Origin of the sequence: Streptomyces sp. B6B3 (assembly GCF_039871525.1) — a bacterium.
Classification (GTDB): domain Bacteria; phylum Actinomycetota; class Actinomycetes; order Streptomycetales; family Streptomycetaceae; genus Streptomyces.
In genome coordinates this window covers 128,150-147,796 of record NZ_JBDPLU010000022.1, presented here as the reverse complement: position 1 = coordinate 147,796, position 19,647 = coordinate 128,150, and the positions used below count along the sequence as shown (strand labels likewise).

The following is a 19,647-nucleotide window of genomic DNA, read 5'->3' as shown; positions in this document are numbered from 1 at the left end:
TGGGAGCATGCGCACATACGAAAGGCCGCCCCCGCGAAACGCGGAGACAGCCTCTGACCTGCGAAGATGCTGGTCGGGACGGCGGGATTTGAACCCACGACCCCCTGACCCCCAGTCAGGTGCGCTACCAAGCTGCGCCACGTCCCGTTGCCGGTGTTGGTGCCGTTCCCCAAGGTCACCGTGCAGCAGAACTGTACCTCATGCGGCGCAGTGCTCGCTCAGCCTGGGGCGTCGGGGCCGGGGCGGTCGAGGGCGTGTGGCGGGAGGTGATCGCCGAGGGGGGTGCGGTGCCACCATTCGCCGGTGGCGCGGAGCTCCCGCCAGGTGGAGAAGCGGTAGCGGTAGAGCCGGGCGCGCACCCATGCGGGGGGCGCGTCGGGGAAGGGGTTGACGCGGAGCAGTCGGAGGGTGGCGCGGTCGCCCGCCAGCAGCCGGTGCACGAGCCCGCGCATCCACGGGCGGGGGAGGTGCGGGGCCAGCGCGGCGAACCACATCTGCCAGTCCAGGCGGAGGTGGAACGGCGCGAACTGGCGCGGCAGCCGGCCCGGGGCCCCCGGCTTGCCGCGGAACTCGTACGCCTGCCACCGGGTCTCGTCGGTCAGCACCCGGTCAGCGGTGCCCTCCAGGACGATCTCGTGCCGCACCCGGGTCACCGTGCCGAACGCCCCGTAGGCGTTGACCAGGTGGAGGCTGTTGTAGGAGCGGTTCATCGCCTGTCCCGGGGAGACCAGGTTGCGGACCGGCCAGTAGCTGAGGACCGCGACCAGGGCCGCGAGGCCCAGGACGGCCGCCGTGAACCACGCCGGCGCGTCCGGCTGGTCCGCGGGTGCTTCCGGGAGCGGGAGGTGACGGGCGGCGAGCGCCCCGTCGACCGCCGCGACGGCGAGCAGCATCGTCAGCCAGTTCAGCCAGGCGAAGTTCCCGGAGGCGACGAGCCACAGCTGGGTCACGATGACGACGAGCGCCGCCCACGTCGCCACCGGCTGGGGCAGGAGGAGCGCGAACGGAACGATCAGCTGGGCGACGTGGTTCGCCGCGACCTCCACCCGGTGCAGCGGGGCGGGCAGCCGGTGGAAGAACCAGCTCAGCGGGCCCGGCATCGGCTGCGTCTCGTGGTGGTAGTACAGGCAGGTCAGCCTGCGCCAGCAGGAGTCGCCGCGCCACTTGATCAGCCCGGCGCCCAGTTCGACCCGGAAGACCAGCCAGACGACCAGGTAGAGCGCGACGGTCGGCGGCGCGATGGCGTCGTTGCCCAGGAAGATCGCCAGGAAACCGGCCTCCAGCAGCAGCGACTCCCAGCCGTAGCCGTACCACACCTGTCCGGCGTTGACGATCGACAGGTACAGCAGCCACAGCACGAACCACAGCGCCATCGACGCCCAGAGCGGGACCGCGTCCGCCGCGCCGGCCGCCACCGCCGCGGCCAGCGCCGCGCCCAGCCAGGCGACGGTGCCGAGCAGCCGGTCGGAGTAGCGCAGCTGGAAGAGGCCGGGTGCGTTCCGGAACGGCACCTGACGCAGGAAGTCGGGCGCCGGCGTGAGTCCCCGCTCCCCGGCCAGCACCCGGAACTCGCGGACCGCGCCGAGGAACGCGACCAGGTAGACGACGGCCAGCCCGCGTTGCAGGACCAGCCGGCTCAGCCACGCGTCGGGGTAGGCGATCCAGTCCATGGTCCATCCGTACCACCTGGTGAGCGCCGGGGCAGCCGTTGACGGGGATCTCGGCGCCACGTAGCTTTCCCGCGGTAATCGCTTGCAGGAAAGGCGCATCGCATGCCGTTGACGGACATGTCGTTGGAGAGTCTGCGGACCTACGAACCCGCGGTGACCGAGCCCGAGGACTTCGACGACTTCTGGACCAGCACTCTGGACGCGGCCCGCGGTGCCGCCACCGGGCCCGCCGAGTACCGGCCGGTGCCCGACTCACCGCTCACCGGCGTGGACGTCTACGACGTGCGCTTCCCCGGCTGGAACGGGGAGCCGATAGCCGCCTGGCTGCTGCTGCCCCGCGGCGCGGAGCGGCCGCTGCCCGGCGTGGTCACCTACATCGGGTACAGCGGCGGGCGTGGGCTGTACCTGGAGCACCTGCTGTGGAGCGCCGCCGGCTACGCGAACCTCGTGGTGGACAGCCGCGGCCAGGGCCACGACACCCCGGACGCCGACCCGTCGCCCGCCCCGCAGTTCGTGGGCGGCTTCATGACCCGCGGCATCACCGACCCGCAGCACTACTACTACCGCCGGCTGATGACCGACTGCGTGCGGGCCGTCGACGCGCTGCGCGAGCACCCGGCGGTGGACGCGGACCGGATCGTGGTCTCCGGCGGCAGCCAGGGCGGCGGCCTGGCGCTGGCGACGGCGGGCCTGGTCGGCGACGCGGTGGCCGGCGCGCTGGTCGACGTGCCCTTCCTGTGCCACTACCGGCACGCCTCCGAGATCGCCTCCGCCGGTCCGTACCCGGAGCTGGCGCGCTACCTCGGGGTGCACAAGCGGGTGGACCCGGACGAGGTCTTCAGCACCCTGAACTACTTCGACGGCGTGCACTTCGCGCCCCGCGCCACCGCGCCGGTGCTGTTCAGCGTGGCCCTGATGGACGACGTCTGCCCGCCGTCCACCGTCTACGCGGCCTACAACCGCTACGCGGGGCCCAAGGAGATCACCGTCTGGCACTACGGCGACCACGGCGGCGGCCGGGCGTCGCAGAGCGAGGAGCAGCTGCGCTGGCTGGCCGCCCGCGGACTGTCCGGCTGAGCGAGCGGATCGAGCTGAGCGAACGGTCCCGGCCGGGAATCCCGGCGGCCCGCCGCTGTTGAACCAGGTGTGGACGACATCGAGCGGCTGCGGTCGGTGCGCTGGTCCGTGCTGGACCGGGCGCTGATCCGCGAGGGACAACGGCCCGCCGCGGCGCTCCGGGAGACCGTGGACGCCGCGGTGCGGGTCGAGGCACTCGGCTACCACCGCTTCTGGGTGGCGGAGCACCACGGCGTCCCCGGGGTGGCCGGCTCGGCGCCGACGGTGCTGGCCGCCGCGGTGGCCGCCGCCACCTCCCGGATCCGGGTGGGCACGGGCGGGGTGATGCTGCCGAACCACCGGCCGCTGGTGGTGGCCGAGCAGTTCGGCGTGCTGGAGTCGTTGTTCCCCGGCCGCGTCGACATGGGCCTGGGGCGCTCGGTCGGCTTCACCGGGGCGGTGCGGGACGCCCTCGGCGCGGGGAAGGAGGCCGCCGACCGGTTCCCCGAGCAACTGGCCGAGCTCCTCGCCTACTTCGACCCAGCGGCAGCCGCGGCCGCGGCCGCCGACGCCGAACCAGACACGGCCGCCTGGCCCCGAGGGCCGGCGGTGACCGCCGTGCCGGCCCACGGCCTGCGCGTCCCCGCCTACGTGCTGGCCGTCGGCTCGGGCGCGGAGACCGCCGCCGCGTTCGGGCTCCCCCTCGTCATGGCGAACCTCGCCGACGAGACCAGGACGCTGGCCGCCCTGGAGCGCTACCGCACCGCGTTTCGCCCGGGACCGCGCGGCGGCCGCCCGTACGTGCTGCTCGCCGTCAACGTGGCGGTCGCCGCCGACCACGAGGCCGCCGCTCTGCTGCAGCTGCCCGAGGCGTGGGCCACCGCCGTCTCCCGCACCCGCGGCGTCTTCCCGCCGCTGCCGTCGCCCGGCGACGTGCTCGGGCGCCCGCTGTCCGAACGGGAGCGGCGGCATCTGGACGAGGCCCGCGCCGGCCAGCTGTACGGCGACGAGGCGGCCGTGACGCGCCGGCTGGCCGGACTGATCGACCGCACCGGAGCGGACGAGGTGCTGGTGACCCTCACCAGCCACGACACCGCCGCGCGGCTCGACTCGTACGGGCGGCTGGCGCGGCTGGCCGGTCTCGCGCCGCCGGCCGGCGCGCCCGCCTCAGACCGGCACGACGCCGCGCGCCAGTCCCAGCTCGACCAGGTCCTGCGGGCGCAGCCGTAGCTGCTCCGCCGTGCCCCGCACCTCGTCGGGGCCGCGCTTCAGGATCGCCGCCGCGAGCTCGGGGGCGATGACCGAGTAGTAGCTGTCCGGGGTCACCCAGGTCCGGCCGGACGCGGTCAGGGCCACCGCGCCGCCGGAGCCGCCCTCGCCGACCAGCAGGGTGGTGACCGGGATCCGGCTGGCCGCCACCGCCGTGATCGCCTCGGCGATCGCCGGGCCGACCCCCTCGCGCTCCGCGTCCGCCCCGTTGGCCGCCCCCGGCGTGTCCACCAGCGTCAGCACCGGCACCGAGAGCCGGTCGGCGAGCCGGAGCAGCCGGGTCGCGGCCCGGAAGCCGGCCGGACGGGTGGCGGTGCCGAGCTGTGCCACATAGCCCACGGTCCGGCCGTGGCGCCGGCCGAAGCCGCACAGGACGCCGGGATCGGGGCAGGCCAGCGGCTCGCGCTCGTCGAGGTACGCGTCCAGGTACGCCTCGGCGCGGGGCCGCTCCGGCGCCCGCGCCTGGTGCACGGCCGCCCACCCGGTCTCCGGCAGCGGCGTGTCCCGCAGCGCGTGCGGCGGCGCCACCGGACCGGCGGCCGGGGTGGTCAGCAGGGCGAGCCAGCGGTCGACGGCGGACGGCAACTCCTCCGGCGGCACGATCCGGTCCACCTGGCCGAGCGCGAACTTCGCCTCCGCCGTGTACGCGTCGGGGTCCGCGTCGGCCGGCCGCACCCGGGAGCCGGCGAAGCCGACCTGCGCGCCGGGCAACGCCAGCCGCACGTCCGAGCCGGCGCCGAGCGTGGCCCAGCCGCCGCCGGTGACCGGGCCCACGAGCACCGCCAGATGGGGCAGGCCGGCGGCCCGCAGCCGCACCATCTGCCGGGCGATCCGTTGCAGCTGGGTCAGCGCGTGCATGCCCTCCTGCATCCGGCTGCCGCCGCTGGCGATCACGGAGACCACGGGAAGCGACAGGTCCCGGGCGGTGATGAAGGCGTTCTCTACGCGGTCGCCGGTGGCCGCGCCGATCGAGCCGCCGAGGAAGCCGAACTCGAAGGCGATCAGCACCGCCTCGACGTCGCCGAACCGGCCGAGGCCGCACACCACGGACTCGGTCTCGCCGGTGCGCTCCCTGGCCCGCGCCCGGGCCTCGTCGTAGCCGCGCCAGCCGAGCGGCCCGCCCCCGCCGGGGAGGTCCGCGGCCGTGGCGGAGCGCTGCGGCAGCTCGGTGAACGCGCATGTCAGGGTGGCGATCAGCCGCCGGGCCGGCATCGTGGAGCCGGCCGCGGCCGTCGTCACGCCAACTCCCGTTTGAGGATCTTGCCCAGGGCGTTGCGCGGCAGCGCCGGCCGGAACCGGACCTCGCGCGGCCGCTTGTGCGCGGCGAGCTGCCGGACCACGTGGTCGCTGAGGTCCGTCGCGGAGGGCGGGCTGTCGCCGTCCCGCGGCACCACCCAGGCGATGATCCGCTCGCCGAGGTCCGGGTCGGGCTCGGCGGTGACGGCCGCCTCCGCCACGCCCGGGTGGTCGAGCAGCGCGTTCTCGATCTCGCCCGCGCCGATCTTGTAGCCGCCGCTCTTGATGAGGTCGGTGGACCGCCGCCCCACGAGCCGGTACCGGCCCGCCGCGTCGCGGGTCGCCATGTCGCCGGTGCGGAACCAGCCCTGCCCCGGTTCGCCGTCGAACGCCTGGGCGGTGGCGTCCGGGCGGTTCAGGTACCCGGTGAAGACGTTGGGGCCGCGTACCTGGATCTCGCCGATGGTCTCGCCGTCCTCCGCCGTCATCTCGGCCCCGGCGTCGTCCACCAGCCGCAGCTCCACGCCCCGCAACGGCACCCCCACCGTGCCGGCGGCGTCGGGGCCGTCGACCCGCACGCTCGTGTTCATCAGGGTCTCGGTCAGCCCGTACCGCTCGATCACCCGCCGCCCGGTCGCGGCCCGGATCCGCTCGTGGTCGGGCAGGGGCAGCGGCGCCGAGCCGGAGACCAGCAGCCGGGCGCCGGCCAGCGCGCGGGCGACGGCCGGGTCCGCCCCGGCCGCCTCGGCCAGCCGGTGGTACATGGTGGGCACCCCGAACAGCACCGTGCCGTCGCCGGCCAGCGCGTCGGCCGCGGCCTCGGGGGAGAACCGGCCGAGGTGGCGCACCGTGCCGCCGCGCCGCAGCGGCCCGAGCACGCCGATCACCAGGCCGTGCACGTGGAAGAGCGGCAGCGCGTGCACCACCACGTCGTCGCAGGTCCACTGCCAGGCCTCGGCCAACGCGTCCAGGGTGCTGGCGATCGCCCGGTGGGGGAGCAGCACTCCCTTGGGCGGCCCCGTGGTGCCCGACGTGTAGACGATCAACGCGGTCCGCTCGGGGTCGTGCGCGCCGCCCGGCTCCACGGGGTCGTGCGTGCCGTGCGTGCCGCCCGTGTCGTCCGTGTCGTCCGGGAGCGTCACCTCCGGCGCGGGCCCGGGTCGCGGCGCCAGCCGGGGGAGCGCCGCGAGCGGCTCCGGCAGCACGGCGTCGGGCGCGGCCAGCAGCGCCTCGGGCGCGGAGTCGGCGAGGATGTGCGCCAACTCGCGCTCGCCGATCCGCGGGTTCACCGGTACCGCGGGCACGCCCGCCTCCAGCGCGCCCACCGTCGCCACCGCGGTGTCCAGGGTGGCCGTGGCCCACACCGCCACCCTGGACCGCCCGGCCAGTCGGCGGGCCAGCGCGCCGGACTCCGCCCGCAGCCGGGCGTGGTCGAGCGTCTGGTCGCCGAAGCACAGCGCCGGCTTGTCGAGCGCGCCGGCCAGGGCCGGAAGCAGAGCGATCATCTGCCTCATGCTACGGCCCGCACCCGCCGGCGCGGCGGGCGTTGGGCGTGGCGCTAGGACCCGCGGCCGGCCTCGGGGAAGAGCAGGGTGAACGCCTCGGTGGCGTCGTCGAGCGCCCGCGCGTAGGGCGCGTCGAAGAACCAGACGAGGTAGAGCAGGAACGAGATCAGTGCGGTGAAGAGACCGGCGATCACCAGCTGCCGCGTCGTCTGCTGGATCTGCAGCATGAACACCAGGCCGATCACGACGACGGCGCCGGTGAAGAGCCCGATCCAGACCACCTGCGGCATGGTGGACTGGGCGCTCTCGGCGCGTCCGGCGCGCCCCTCCTTCGCCACCGACAGCCGGTCGAACATGCCCTGGTAGGCCGTCGCCTCGCGCACGGTCTGGGGCTCGTACTGGTTCACCGCCGTGCGCACGCCGTGCAGCAACTCGTTGCCCTGGGCGGTGAGCTCACCGTGGTCCAGCATGTGGTCCCACTCCTCGTTCACGGTGTACGCGACGTAGGTGCCGATCGCCTCCTGAACGTCCTCCCTGACGTCCTCGGGAAAGACCTCGACCTGCTGGGAGATCTCGTGCAGCGCCTGCGCCTCCTGCTGCACCTGGGCGCCCGCGGCGCTGTTCGCCTCCCATACGCCGGCGATGGCCAGGCCCAGGACGATGGCGTAGACCACGCCGATCATCATCGTCATGTACTCCATGACGTCCGGCGTCTCCGACGGGTCGTCGTCCTCGCCGACCCGGCGTTGCCGGACCATGGCCAGGAGCACCACGATGCCGCAGGTGGCGAGGACGATGATGGCCAGGGAAAGCCATTCGGACACCGGACCTCCTAGGAGTGTCGTGAGCGGGAACCGGAACGCGGTCGCAGCGCGGCCGCGGCCAGCACGGCGGGGGCGACGATCAGCAGCGTCCGGCCGACGAGCGAGCCGCCGGAGTCCGACGGCGGGTCGTTGGCCGGCAGTTGCAGCGCGTCGATCAGCGCCGACGTCGGCGAGGCGGTCGGCGAGGCGGTCGGCGACGGGGTGGGCTCGGGCTCGGGCGTCGCCTCGGGCTCGGGCTCGGGTGTCGGCTCGGGGGACGGCGTCGGCGTGGCCTCGACGGGTGCGGGCTCGGGCTCGGGGGATGGCGTCGGCGTCGGTTCCGGTGTCGGTTCCGGCGTGGGCTCAGGCGTCGGAGTGGGCTCCGGCGTGGGCGAGGGCGACGGCGTGGGCTCGGGCGGAGTCGGCGTGGGAGTCGGCGTCGGGGTAGGGGTGGGAGTCGGCGTGGGTGTGGGCGTCGGCTCCGGCGGCTTCGGCGGTGGCTCGCAGGGCAGCCAGGGAGGAATGGGCGGCCAGGGCAGCCAGTGCCCCAGGGGCCAACAGGGGATCGGCGGCCAGGGCGGCCAGTGGTGCGGGGGCGGCTCGTGACACCCGGTGGTGGTCGCGTCGGCGCATGCGTCGGCCGAGCCCGGCGCGACGCCCGCGAGTAGCGCGACACAGGTCACCGCCACGACCGCGGCGGACCGCCGCGCTCCCCGACTTCCCTTCATGGTGCGATCTTGCGCAGCTGGGGCCGAAGTTATGAGATCAGAGGAGGAAATTCGCCTGATGTGATGAAACTTGGCTCATTGGCGATTGGCGGTGGCCGTTCCCCGGCGAATCAGCCGCGCCTCACGCACCGGACGGTGGGCCACCGACGGCCCACGGCTCAGGCGGAGTTGACCAGATCCAGATAACGTTCCCAGTCCCACAACGGGCCCGGGTCCGTGTGGGTGGCACCCGGCACCTCGTTGTGCCCGATGATGTGCGCCCGGGTCTTCGGGATGCCGTGGCTCTCGCAGAGGTGTGCGGTGAGCACCGCCGAGCGCTCGTAGAGCACGTCGGTGAACCATGCGGGCTCGTCGACCCATCCCTCGTGCTCGATGCCGATGCTGCGGGTGTTGTAGTCCCAGTTGCCCGCGTGCCAGCCGATGTCCGCGTCGTGCACGCACTGCGCTGTGCGGCCGTCGGCAGACGCCACCACGTAGTGCGCCGAGACGTCGCTGGACGGGTTCTGGAAGATGCCGATGGTGTCCTGGAACGTCTCCTGCGCCACGTGGATCACGACGAACTCCACCGGATGGTCGTGGGGACGGGTCGCGACCGTGAAGTTGGACGCGTCGGCCGGGGCCCACACGACGTCGGGGAAGTCGGCGGGGGAGACGCCGCCGCCCGCCGGCCGGGGCGTGGCGGCACGCCGGGAGGCGCCGGGGACCGCGTCGGCCGCGGACGCGGTCACGGTGGTCGTGGCGACGGCCAGCGCCGCGCCGCCGCGCAGCATGGCCCGGCGGGAGGGGCGGAACCGTGGGCTGGGCAGGACCATGCGGGCTCCCGGGAGGAGTCGGACTACGGGGTGGCGACGCGACGAGGCGGAACGTTTCTCCTCATGCTGACGGCAACGCCGGGGCCTGCCAAGGGTCGGTGGGTCCGCCAACCGGCCCTGCCCGTGGGCCCGTCGGGCACCGGGCCGCGGCCGGCACGCGTGCTCAGGCGACGCCGCCCGGCGCGTCGAGCGTCGTGCGTATCGCGTGCCGGGCGGCGCCCAGCAGCGGCCCGTCCGGGCCCAACGGCGACGCGGTCACCGGCACCGGCGTGCTCCGGCCGCCCGCGGCGGCGGTGGTCCGGCGTGCCAACTCCCGCCGGACCGGCGGCAGCAGCCAGGGACCGAACCGGGCCAACGCGCCGCCGATCACCACCTGTTCCGGGTCCAGCAGGTTGACCGCGCCGGACAGTGCGATGCCCAGCGCCGTGCCGGCGCGCCGCACCGCCCGCAGCGCCACGGGCTCGCCGGCCTCGCAGCGCCCGGTCAACGCGCCCAGCCGCACGGCGGGTCCGGGCCGTAGGCCGGCGGCTCGCAGCACCGCCTCCTCGCCGGCGTAGGTCTCCAGGCAGCCGCGGCCGCCGCAGGTGCACGGCCGTCCGTCCGGGCGCACCGGCATGTGGCCGAGCTCGCCGGCGAAGCCGTGGGCGCCGCGCAGCAGTTCGCCGTCCACCACGACCGCGGCGCCGATCCCGATCTCCGCCGAGACGTGCACGAAGCTGCCGGGAGCCCGCTCCTGTTCCGACCACAGGCCGGACCAGAGCTCGCCCAGCGCACCCAGGTTGGCCTCGTTCTCCACCACGACGGGACCGAGGTCGGCCGGCAGCAGCCCGCCCAGGTCCGTGTCCCGCCAGCCGAGGTTGGGCGCCCGCAGCACCTTCGTGGTGCCCCGGGCGACCAGCCCCGGTACGGCGACGGTCAGCCCGGCCGGCCGCAGCCCCGCCGCCACGGTCTGTTCCGCGGCCCGGCGCAGCAGCCCGGACAGCGCGTCCAGCACCGTCCCCGGCTCGCTCTGCCGGTTGTGGGCCTGCTGGCTGAGGCGCGCCCGCACCTGCCCGCGCAGGTCCATCACGCAGACGGCCAGATGGTCCACGCCGATCTCGGCGCCGAGGCCGCACGGGCCGCGGTCGCTCAGCAGCAGCTGGGTGCCGGGGCGGCCCACCGTGCCCGACCGTCCCGGCCCCTGCTCGACCAGCAGCCCGGCCCGGAGCAGCTCGTCGACCATGGTGGAGACGGCACCCCTGGTCAGGCCGATGCGGCCGGCGACGCCGGCGCGGGACAGCGGGCCGGCCTCGGCCACGGCGTGCAGCACCCGGGACAGGTTGCGCTGCCGGATCTCCGCCTGGGACTGCGGTGCGGGCTGGGCCACCTGGAGGTCCGCCCGCTCAGTGGTGCCGCAGCAGCGCGTCGGCGTCGGTCAGGGTCCGCGCCAGTCGCTCCAGCGCGGCGTCGTCCCGCGCCACCGCGGGGAGGGCGGGGCCGGCGGCGGTGTCCCAGTCGCGCGCCACCTGCGCCGGGTCGCGGCCCAGCAGCAGCCCCGCGGCCTGCGCCGCGGCGCCGAGCGCCACCAGTTCCTCGGCCTGCGGCACCTGGACCGGCCGCCCGGACAGCCGGCGCACGGTCTCCCGCCACGCCGTGCCCCGCGCCCCGCCGCCGATGAGCAGGATCGGCTCGTCCGTCGCCGCGTCCTCGCCCAGCACCAGGTCCAGGGCTCGCAGCAGCGCGAAGACGGCGCCGTCGTAGGCCGCCTGCAGCAGGTGGCCGCCGGTGGTCCGGTGGGTCAGGCCGTGCACCAGACCGGTCGCGTACGGCAGGTCGGGGGTGCGTTCGCCGTCCAGGAAGGGCAGCAGCACCGCGTCGCCGCCGGGCTCCACGTCCTCCCGCTCCCGGCCGAGCAGCGCGGCGATCCGGTCGACCGCCAGCGTGCAGTTGAGCGTGCAGGCCAGCGGCAGCCAGCCGCGGCCGGCGTCGGCGAAGCCCGCCACGATCCCGCTGGGGTCGGCCGGGCGGCGCTCGGAGACCGCGTAGACCGTGCCGGAGGTGCCCAGGCTCAGCACCGGGCGGCCCGGCACCAGGCCGAGGCCCAGGGCGCCCGCCATGTTGTCCCCGGTGCCGCCGGCGACCAGGATGCCCTCCGGCAGCGGCAGTCCCGAGCGCACCGTGCCGGCCGGCTCGCCGGCGCCGACCACGCGGGGCAGCAACCCCGCCTCCAGGCCGACGTGCTCCAGGATCTCCGCGTCGTAGTGCTGGCTCGCGGTCGACCACCAGCCGCTGCCCGAGGCGTCGCCCCGGTCCGTGGTGCCGCCGGTGACGTCCTGGCCGGTGAGGCGCCCGGTGAGGAAGTCGTGCGGCAGCCGGACCGCCCGGGTGGCCGCCGCGGCCTCCGGCTCGTTCTCGCGCAGCCACGCCCATTTGGTCACGGTGAACGAGGGCGCGGGCACGCTGCCGATCCGCTCGGCCCACGCGGCGGGCCCGCCCAGCTCGTCGAGCAGCCGGTCGCGTTGCGGCGCGGAGCGGGTGTCGTTCCACAGCAGCGCGTTGCGCACCGGACGCCCGTCGGCGTCCAGCGTGACCAGGCCGTGCTGCTGGCCGGCGACCGCCACGGCCGCGGCCTGCCGCACCGGGGCGCCGCACTCCTCCAGGGCCTGGCCGAGCGCCTGCCACCACTGCTCGGGATCGCTGTCGTGCTCGGCGGTGACCACGTGCGGCGCCTGGCCGCGGGCCACCACCGAGCCGGTGGCGCTGTCCACCACCAGGACCTTGGTGGACTGCGTGGAGCTGTCCACGCCGACGACGAGGGGTCCATCCGGAGCGGCCATGAGTGACGTCCTCTCTGACGAGGGTGACGGGCCCGACAGGCGGGTGCCGGGGCCTTCCACCGGGAGCGTCTGCATACTAATTTGTTAACGGCCATGACGAAATACTGGGAGCCGAGGAGCAGCCATGTCATACCAGCCCACGCCCGCGGACAAGTTGAGCTTCGGCCTCTGGACGGTCGGCTGGCAGGGCCGCGACCCGTTCGGTGACGCCACCCGCCCGGCGCTCGACCCCGTGGAGACCGTCACCCGGCTCGGCGAGCTCGGCGCCTACGGCGTCAGCTTCCACGACGACGACCTGATCCCGTTCGACACCCCGGAGGCGGAGCGCGAGGCACACGTCAAGCGCTTCCGCCAGGCGCTGGACTCGGCCGGCATGGTCGTGGCGGCGGCCACCACCAACCTCTTCACCCACCCGGTCTTCAAGGACGGCGCCTTCACCGCCAACGACCGGGACGTGCGGCGGTACGCGCTGCGCAAGACGATGCGCAACATCGACCTGGCGGTCGAGCTGGGCGCCCGCACCTACGTGGCCTGGGGCGGCCGGGAGGGCGCGGAGTCCGGCGGGGCCAAGGACGTCAGGGTGGCCCTCGACCGTTTCAAGGAGGCCTTCGACCTGCTGGGCGAGTACGTCACCAGCCAGGGCTACGACCTGCGGTTCGCGCTGGAGCCCAAGCCGAACGAGCCGCGCGGCGACATCCTGCTGCCCACCGTCGGCCACGCGCTGGCGTTCATCGAGCGGCTGGAGCGACCCGAGCTGTTCGGCGTCAACCCCGAGGTCGGCCACGAGCAGATGGCCGGGCTCAACTTCCCGCACGGCATCGCCCAGGCGCTGTGGGCCGGGAAGCTCTACCACATCGACCTCAACGGGCAGAACGGGATCAAGTACGACCAGGACCTCCGCTTCGGGGCGGGCGACCTGCGGGCCGCGTTCTGGCTGGTCGACCTGCTGGAGTCGGCGGGTTACGACGGGCCGAAGGTCTTCGACTTCAAGCCGCCGCGTACCGAGGACTTCGACGGCGTCTGGGCCTCGGCCGCCGGCTGCATGCGCAACTACCTGATCCTGAAGGAGCGGGCGGCCGCCTTCCGGGCCGACCCGGAGGTCGCCGAGGCGCTGCGCGCCGCCCGCCTCGACGAGCTGGCGCGGCCCACCCTGGACGAGGGCGAGACCGCGGCGACGCTGCTCGCCGACCGGAGCGCGTTCGAGGACTTCGACCCGGAGGCGGCGGCGCAGCGCGGCATGGCCTTCGAGGCCCTCGACCAGCTGGCCATGGACCACCTGCTCGGCGCGCGCGGCTGAGCGGTCCCGGCACTCCTCACGGTCCCGGCGGTCGTCAGGTCGAACACCCCGGCCCGACGACCGTCCGGGACTACCCGGGAGGTGCCGCGCTCTGCCGCGGCACCAACCGGGTGGACAACTCCGTGCGGGCACCCTCGGGACGGTCGCCGTCCATCCGCCGCAGCAGCAGCCGTAGCGCCGCGGCGGCCATCTCCGACAGCGGCTGCCGCACGGTGGTCAGCGTCGGGCTCGCCCACCGGGCCTGCGGCAGGTCGTCGAAGCCGACGACGCTGACGTCCTCGGGGATCCGCAGGCCGCGCTCGCGCACGGCCTCGTACACCCCGAGCGCCATCGGGTCCGAACAGGCGAACACCGCGGTCGGCGGCTCGGGCAGCGCCAGTAGCTCCGCAGCCTGGCGGGCGGCGCCCTGCTCCGTGAAGCCGCCGTACCGCACGTACTCCGGGGGCACCGGCAGCCCGGCCGCGGACATCGCCGAGCGGTATCCCGCCACCCGGGCCGTGCTGCACAGCTTGCGCCGGTATCCGCCGATCACCGCGATCCGCCGGTGGCCCAGGCCGATCAGGTGCTCGGCCGCGGATACCCCGCCCTGCCAGTTGGTCGCGCCGACCGACGGCACGCCGGGGGGCGGGTCGAGCACCGGGTCGATCATCACGTACGGGATCTGGTGCTGGTCCAGCCAGGCGTACTGGGTGGGGTGCAGCTCGGCGAGGTTGAACAGCACCCCACCGGAGCCGCGCGCGCAGAGCTTGTCCAGCCAGCCTCGTTCGGCGCGCCCGCCGCGGGCCCGGGTGAGCGCCGCGGACACCACCACGCCGAGCCCCGCCTCGTGCGCCGCCTCCTCCACGCCGTGCAGCACCGCGCCCGACCACGTGCTGTCCAGCCGGTGCACCACCAGGTCGATCAGCGCGGGCGGGCGGTTCACCGCGAACCGCGGGCGGCGCACGTAACCCAGGCGGTCGAGCACCTCGGTCACCCGGCGGCGGGTCTCGGGGGCGACGTCCTCACGGCCGTTGGCCACCTTCGAGGCGGTGGGCACCGACACCCCGGCCTCCCGGGCGATGACGGCCAGGGTCGGCCCTCCTGCCCCTGCGGGACGGACCATGCCAAACCCCTTTCGTCCGCCACGACCCGAAACTTTCGAATGCGCTGGAGACGCCAGGTCGAAACACTGACCTGATAGCAAGCGCTTCCTACGTTAAGGGCACGTCGCCTGTGTGTGAAGAGTCGGGAGGCGATCCCGGCCGACGTGGAAAATATTTCGAAAGGCGGCGGAAAGGCGGAAGAATCCCCCGCTCCGGTTGGGCGAATTCGACGGTGTTCGACGCCATGCGGCCCCGCGTGCCCCGGCCGTTCGCGGCATGCTGGCGCCCGAGCCGCGCCGCCGTGACCAGCCGGGAAACAAGTGCGGAATCCCGTCGCGGCCGGACGCCGGAACTGCCCGGAAAACCGCCCGTCGGCGTTTCCCGCACGTCGGCCGGATCCGGCCGGTCGCCCGTGCCCGAGTACCGTCCGGAATTCCGTCGACCGGGAAAGCATTTCCGCACCCTCCGGCGCCCGGGCGCTGTTCACCGATCCGAGGAGTCCCCGGGGCCGAGCTGCCGCACCGACGCCCGCACCACCACGTGCGTGCCCAGCGTGGTCCGCGCTTCCGCCGTCCCGGAGCCCCGGCCCAACGCCGCCCGCACGGCGGTGCGCCCCAACTCCTCGTACGGAACGTGCACGGTGGTCAGCGGCGGAAACAGGTCACGGGCAAACGGGATGTCGTCGTAGCCGACCAGCGAAACCTCGTCGGGCACCGCCACCCCCGCCTCGCGCAGCGCGGTGAGCGCCCCGGAGGCCACCATGTCGCTGGTCGCGAAGACCGCCGTGAACGACCGGCCGGCGGCCAACGCCTCCTGGATCCTGCGGTGTCCCGACTCGCGGGTGAAGTCGCCCGGCATCACCTGCCCTCGCTCCGGCGCCAGGCCGTACGCGGCCAACGCCGAGCGGAAGCCGCGCTCCCGCCCGGCGGCCGTGGTGTTCGCCGGGGATCCGCCGAGGAACAGGATCCGGCGATGCCCCAGGGACAGCAGGTGACTGGTGATCGCGTGCGCGCCACCCTCGTTGTCGTACTCGATGACGACCGCCGGCCCGCCCTCCTGGAACGGCGCGCGGCCACACAGCACCAGCCGGGAGCCGGCCGAGGCCAACGACCGGGCGATGCGGGACATCCGCTCCCGGTACTCCGGGCTGTCCGCCACGCCGCCCACCAGGATGACCGCCGCCGCCCGCTGCGCCCGCATCAGCTCCACCAGCACCCGCTCCCGCTCCGGGTCGCCGTCCGTGGTGCACACCAGGCTCAGATGCCCCAGCCGGGCCGCCTCCCGCTCCACGCCCTGCGCCATGTGCGCGAACGACGGACCGGTGATGTCGTCCAGCACGAACGCCACGGTGCCGGTCTCGGCGCCGGCGATGGCGCGAGCCCGGGCGTCCGCCACGTAGTCCAGGTCCCGGACCGCCCGCATCACCCGCGCCCGGGTGGCGGTGCTCACCGGATAGCTGCCGCCGAGCACCCGGGAGACCGTGGAGGCCGAGACCCTCGCCCGGGCCGCCACGTCGCGGATGGTGTGCCGGGCCGCCGCCCCGGGGCTCTTCCTGCTCACCCAGTCACTCCGTTCAACAACCGGTTGCTATCCGGACCCTAGCAGCGGGTTGCCGGGCGGGGGAGGGGAGAGCCGCGACTGCTCCTCTGACATGACCGCTTAGCGCCGCGGCGATCCGCCCGCCTTCGTTCCGGCCGAGCCGGCCGGGCTCGGCAACCGGTTGCTAGATCATGGCCCGAGAACCGCCGCCGACCGGGCCGGCCGGCGCCGGTGGCCGGATCCCCGCCCCTCGCCGCTTTCGAAAGTTGTCAGGGCCGCCGGAGGGTGGGGCATCGCGCGGCCCGGGCCTTAATGTTGCGGACATGCCACTTCGCCACCCGAGCCGCCGGGGAGTGATCAGGGGCGCCATGGCCGTAGCGGGGGCGAGCGGTGCCGGGCTGACCGCCGTCGGCGCCGCCTCGGCCCGCCCCCCACGCCCCACGGCGACCTACGTCAACCCGCTGATCCAGCAGCGGGCCGATCCCCACATCACCCGGCACACCGACGGTCGTTACTACTTCACCGGCACCGCCCCCGAGTACGACCGGATCGTGCTGCGCCGCGCCGACACGCTCCAGGGACTCGGCACGGCGTCCGAGAGCGTCATCTGGCGCAGGCACAGCAGCGGCGAGATGGGCGCCCACATCTGGGCGCCCGAGTTGCACCACGTCGACGGGGCCTGGCACGTCTACTTCGCCGCCGGCCGGGCGGACGACGTCTGGGCCATCCGGATCTACGTGCTGCGCAACGCCTCGTCCGACCCGTTCACCGGACAGTGGACCGAACTCGGCCGGATCGACACCGGCTGGGACAGCTTCTCGCTCGACGCCACCACCTTCGAGCACTCCGGAACCCGCTACCTGTGCTGGGCGCAGTCGAACCCGGAACACGACAACAACAGCAGCATCTGGCTCGCCGCCATGGACAGTCCGTCGTCCATCACCGGCACCGCGGTCGAACTGTCGGTGCCCGAGTACGACTGGGAGACCATCGGCTACCGGGTCAACGAGGGCCCGTACGCCCTCCAGCGCAACGGCCGCGTCTTCCTGACCTACTCGGCGAGCGCCACCGACGCCAACTACTGCGTCGGCCTGCTCACCGCCGCCGACGAGAGCGACCTGCTGAACCCCGACTCCTGGTCCAAGAGCCCGCGGCCGGTCTTCGCCACCAGCGAGCAGAACCGCCAGTACGGCCCGGGGCACAACTGCTTCACGGTCTCCGAGGACGGCACCGAGGACGTGCTCGTCTACCACGCCCGGCAGTACCGGGACATCTCCGGCGACCCGCTGAACGACCCCAACCGCCACACCAGGATCCAGACCCTGGGCTGGCACGACGACGGCACCCCGGACCTCGGCGTCCCGGTGCCGGACGGCGCGACCACCGGAGAGGACGCGTGATGCGACGCTTCTGGCTGCTGGCCGCGGTCCTCTGCTGTGGCCTGCTCGCTCCCTTCCTCACCGGCTCGGCCGCCCACGCCGCGCCGGTGACGCTGCTCAACGGCACGCAGTTCACCGATCCGAACGGGAACCCGGTGCACGCGCATGGCGGTGGGGTGATCAGGGTCGGTGAGTACTACTACTGGTTCGGGGAGAACCGCAACGACGACAACACCTTCCGCTACGTCTCCGCCTACCGCTCCACCGACCTGAGGACGTGGGAGTTCCGCAACCACGTCCTGACCGAGGCCACCGACCCGGAACTGGCCACCGCGAACATCGAACGGCCGAAGGTCATGTACAACGAGGCCACCGGGCAGTTCGTGATGTGGGCGCACAAGGAGAACGGCTCCGACTACAGCGAGGCCCGCGCCGCCGTGGCCGTCTCCGACACCGTCGACGGCGACTACGCCTGGCAGGGCAGCTTCCGCCCGCTGGGCCACATGTCCCGGGACATCACCGTCTTCGTCGACGACGACGGCACCGGCTACATGGTCTCCGCCGCCCGGGAGAACTACGACCTGCACATCTACCGCCTCACCGACGACTACACCGACGTCGAGGCCCTGGTCGCCAACCCCTGGCCCAGCGGTCACCGCGAGGCCCCCGCCCTGTTCAAACGCAACGGCGTCTACTTCATGCTCACCTCAGGCGCCACCGGCTGGGACCCCAACCAACAGCAGTACGCCACCAGCACCAACCTCGCCACCGGCTGGAGCGCGATGACGAACATCGGCGACTCCACCACGTACGGATCGCAGACGGCCTGGGTGCTCCCGATCCAGGGCACCCAGGGCACCAGCTACCTCTACCTCGGCGACCGCTGGGGCGGTTCGTTCGGCGGACGGGTCAACGACTCCCGCTACGTCTGGCTCCCGCTGACGTTCCCCAGCAGCCGCACGATGAGCATGAGCTGGGCCCCCGAGCTGACCATCGACACCGCCGCGGGAACCGTCGCGGCGAGCGGTGGCCCGTACCAGACGCTCACCGCGCGCCACTCCGGCAAATGCGTGGACGTGGTGAGCCGGTCCCAGACGGCCGGCGCGGAGGTGGCGCAGTACCCGTGCAACGGCGGCGGCAACCAGGCGTTCTGGCCGCGCGACGCCGGCGGCGGCTACGTGCAGCTGCTGACCCGGCACAGCTCGATGTGCCTGACCGTGTCCGGCGGTGCCACCGGCGACGGCGCCGCCGTACTGCAACAGCCGTGCGACGGCGGCCAGGCGCAGCAGTGGCGGGTCACCGACGCCGGCGGCGGATACGTCCAACTCGCCGCCCGGCACAGCGGGAAGTGCCTCGACGTCTCGGACGAGTCCACCGCCGACGGGGCGCGGCTCATCCAGTACGCGTGCTCCGGCGCATCCTGGCAGCAGTTCCGGACGGCACAGACGTGACCGGCGCGGCCCGGCGGCCGGCGGTGAGCAGCACCAGGCCGAGGGCGACCAGACCGGTGCCCGCCCACCCCCAGCCGCCGAGCCGCTCGCCCACCACCGCAACGCCCAGCACCGCGGCCACCACGGGCTCCAGCAGGGTCAGCGTGGTCGCGGTGCTCACCGACGTCCGCGCGAGTCCCGCGCCGAACAGCAGGTACCCGAGGCACATCGGGACCAGCGCCAGATAGCCGGCCACGACCACCCCGCGCGGCTCGGCGACCAGACCGCCGCCGGTGGCCGCGAACACCGGCAGCAGCACACCCGCCGCCATGCCGAACAGCGCGCCCATCGTCGCGCGTGAGGAGTGCCCGCGGCGCATGATCCGGGCGCCGCAGTAGGCGTAGGCCGCGTAGGAGGCGCCGGCCAGCAGGCCGAGGAGCACGCCGTCGGGCACCCGGTCGGCGGTGCCGCCGCCCGGTCCGGCGACCGCGAGCGCGGCCGTACCGGCGGTGGCCGCGGCGGTGGCCGTCGCCCAGCGTCGGGTCAACGCTGTGCCGTCGACCAGCCGTTCCAGCAGCGCGGCGAACACCGGGGCGCTCCCCAACGTGACCACCGTGCCGACCGCCACCCCGGCCCACGCCATCGAGGTGTAGAACGCGAGGGGGTAGACGGCGACGTTGAGCGCGCCGAACAGCGCGAGGCGCAGCGTCCGGGGGCCGGCGCGGAGCACGACGAGCGCCGAACGCCCGGCGAGCGCCAGGGTGAGCAGGCCACCGAGGCCCATGGTGGCGGCGCCGATGGCCAGCGGGGAGGAGCCGGGGGGCGCGAGGCTGGCCACGGTGCCGGTGGTGCCCCACAACGCGGCGGCGGCCAGCACCAGCAGCGGCGCGAGGGCGGTGGGTCCGGGAGAAACAGAGGCGGAGACAGAGGCGGAGACAGAGGTGGAAGAAGAGGAGCCGGAGGAGGAAGAAGGCATGAGCGAACGCGTCCTGGTCCGTCGAGGTCCGAAGGGGATCCGCGGGAAG

Annotated in this window: 16 protein-coding genes and 1 tRNA gene; 5 read left to right on the top strand and 12 right to left on the bottom strand. The window is 74.2% G+C overall.

The genetic code is table 11. The annotated features are described in order from the left end of the window. Positions 1-70: 70 nt before the first annotated feature. Positions 71-147: transfer RNA gene (locus tag ABGB06_RS32800), tRNA-Pro, on the bottom strand. A gap of 71 nt (positions 148-218) precedes the next feature. Beyond that, a complete protein-coding gene (locus ABGB06_RS32795) occupies positions 219-1,670 on the bottom strand; it encodes a lipase maturation factor family protein (RefSeq protein WP_347596788.1) in 1,452 nt (483 codons plus the stop codon). 102 nt (positions 1,671-1,772) lie between these two features. On the opposite strand from ABGB06_RS32795, the gene ABGB06_RS32790 reads away from it, so the two are divergent. Together ABGB06_RS32790 and ABGB06_RS32785 are read left to right on the top strand one after the other, a co-directional pair. Then, on the top strand, positions 1,773-2,747 hold the full coding sequence (locus tag ABGB06_RS32790; RefSeq protein WP_347596785.1) for an acetylxylan esterase: 975 nt from the start codon (positions 1,773-1,775) through the stop codon (positions 2,745-2,747). Between the two features lie 69 nt (positions 2,748-2,816). Then, positions 2,817-3,956, top strand: coding sequence for an MsnO8 family LLM class oxidoreductase (locus ABGB06_RS32785; protein ID WP_347596782.1), 1,140 nt, complete (start codon positions 2,817-2,819; stop codon positions 3,954-3,956). Here the strand turns inward: ABGB06_RS32785 and ABGB06_RS32780 are convergent. From ABGB06_RS32780 to xylB, 7 genes are all read right to left on the bottom strand, one after another. Beyond that, complete coding sequence (locus ABGB06_RS32780; RefSeq protein WP_347596805.1) at positions 3,894-5,207, bottom strand: carboxyl transferase domain-containing protein; 1,314 nt, start codon at positions 5,205-5,207, stop codon at positions 3,894-3,896. The genes ABGB06_RS32785 and ABGB06_RS32780 overlap by 63 nt on opposite strands. Positions 5,208-5,230: 23 nt before the next feature. Beyond that, a complete protein-coding gene (locus ABGB06_RS32775; protein WP_347596779.1) occupies positions 5,231-6,736 on the bottom strand; it encodes an acyl-CoA synthetase in 1,506 nt (501 codons plus the stop codon). A gap of 53 nt (positions 6,737-6,789) precedes the next feature. Next, positions 6,790-7,560, bottom strand: coding sequence for a hypothetical protein (locus tag ABGB06_RS32770; protein ID WP_347596776.1), 771 nt, complete (start codon positions 7,558-7,560; stop codon positions 6,790-6,792). An 8-nt stretch (positions 7,561-7,568) separates the two neighbouring features. Beyond that, on the bottom strand, positions 7,569-8,267 hold the full coding sequence (locus ABGB06_RS32765) for a hypothetical protein (protein WP_347596773.1): 699 nt from the start codon (positions 8,265-8,267) through the stop codon (positions 7,569-7,571). 158 nt (positions 8,268-8,425) lie between these two features. Then, the gene (locus ABGB06_RS32760) at positions 8,426-9,079 is read right to left on the bottom strand and encodes a peptidoglycan recognition family protein (RefSeq protein ID WP_347596770.1); all 654 of its coding nucleotides are present in this window, start codon (positions 9,077-9,079) and stop codon (positions 8,426-8,428) included. Between the two features lie 163 nt (positions 9,080-9,242). Beyond that, a complete protein-coding gene (locus ABGB06_RS32755; RefSeq protein ID WP_347596767.1) occupies positions 9,243-10,445 on the bottom strand; it encodes an ROK family transcriptional regulator in 1,203 nt (400 codons plus the stop codon). 16 nt (positions 10,446-10,461) lie between these two features. Continuing rightward, a complete protein-coding gene (gene xylB, locus ABGB06_RS32750) occupies positions 10,462-11,895 on the bottom strand; it encodes a xylulokinase (protein ID WP_347596764.1) in 1,434 nt (477 codons plus the stop codon). A gap of 124 nt (positions 11,896-12,019) precedes the next feature. On the opposite strand from xylB, the gene xylA reads away from it, so the two are divergent. Beyond that, the gene (gene xylA, locus ABGB06_RS32745; RefSeq protein ID WP_347596761.1) at positions 12,020-13,192 is read left to right on the top strand and encodes a xylose isomerase; all 1,173 of its coding nucleotides are present in this window, start codon (positions 12,020-12,022) and stop codon (positions 13,190-13,192) included. A 70-nt stretch (positions 13,193-13,262) separates the two neighbouring features. Here the strand turns inward: xylA and ABGB06_RS32740 are convergent, their stop codons facing one another. Together ABGB06_RS32740 and ABGB06_RS32735 are read right to left on the bottom strand one after the other, a co-directional pair. Then, complete coding sequence (locus ABGB06_RS32740) at positions 13,263-14,294, bottom strand: LacI family DNA-binding transcriptional regulator (protein WP_347596758.1); 1,032 nt, start codon at positions 14,292-14,294, stop codon at positions 13,263-13,265. 463 nt (positions 14,295-14,757) lie between these two features. Further along, positions 14,758-15,834, bottom strand: a complete 1,077-nt coding sequence (locus ABGB06_RS32735; protein WP_347596755.1) for a LacI family DNA-binding transcriptional regulator — start codon at positions 15,832-15,834, stop codon at positions 14,758-14,760. A gap of 347 nt (positions 15,835-16,181) precedes the next feature. Here ABGB06_RS32735 and ABGB06_RS32730 point away from each other — a divergent pair, with 347 nt between their 5' ends. Then, entirely contained in the window at positions 16,182-17,213 is a 1,032-nt protein-coding gene (locus tag ABGB06_RS32730; protein WP_347596752.1) for a glycoside hydrolase family 43 protein, read from the top strand. Continuing rightward, complete coding sequence (locus ABGB06_RS32725; RefSeq protein WP_347596746.1) at positions 17,213-18,643, top strand: RICIN domain-containing protein; 1,431 nt, start codon at positions 17,213-17,215, stop codon at positions 18,641-18,643. Before ABGB06_RS32730 ends, ABGB06_RS32725 begins: the two co-directional genes overlap by 1 nt. Here the strand turns inward: ABGB06_RS32725 and ABGB06_RS32720 are convergent. Beyond that, the gene (locus ABGB06_RS32720; RefSeq protein WP_347596743.1) at positions 18,585-19,598 is read right to left on the bottom strand and encodes an EamA family transporter; all 1,014 of its coding nucleotides are present in this window, start codon (positions 19,596-19,598) and stop codon (positions 18,585-18,587) included. The genes ABGB06_RS32725 and ABGB06_RS32720 overlap by 59 nt on opposite strands. Positions 19,599-19,647 lie beyond the last annotated feature (49 nt).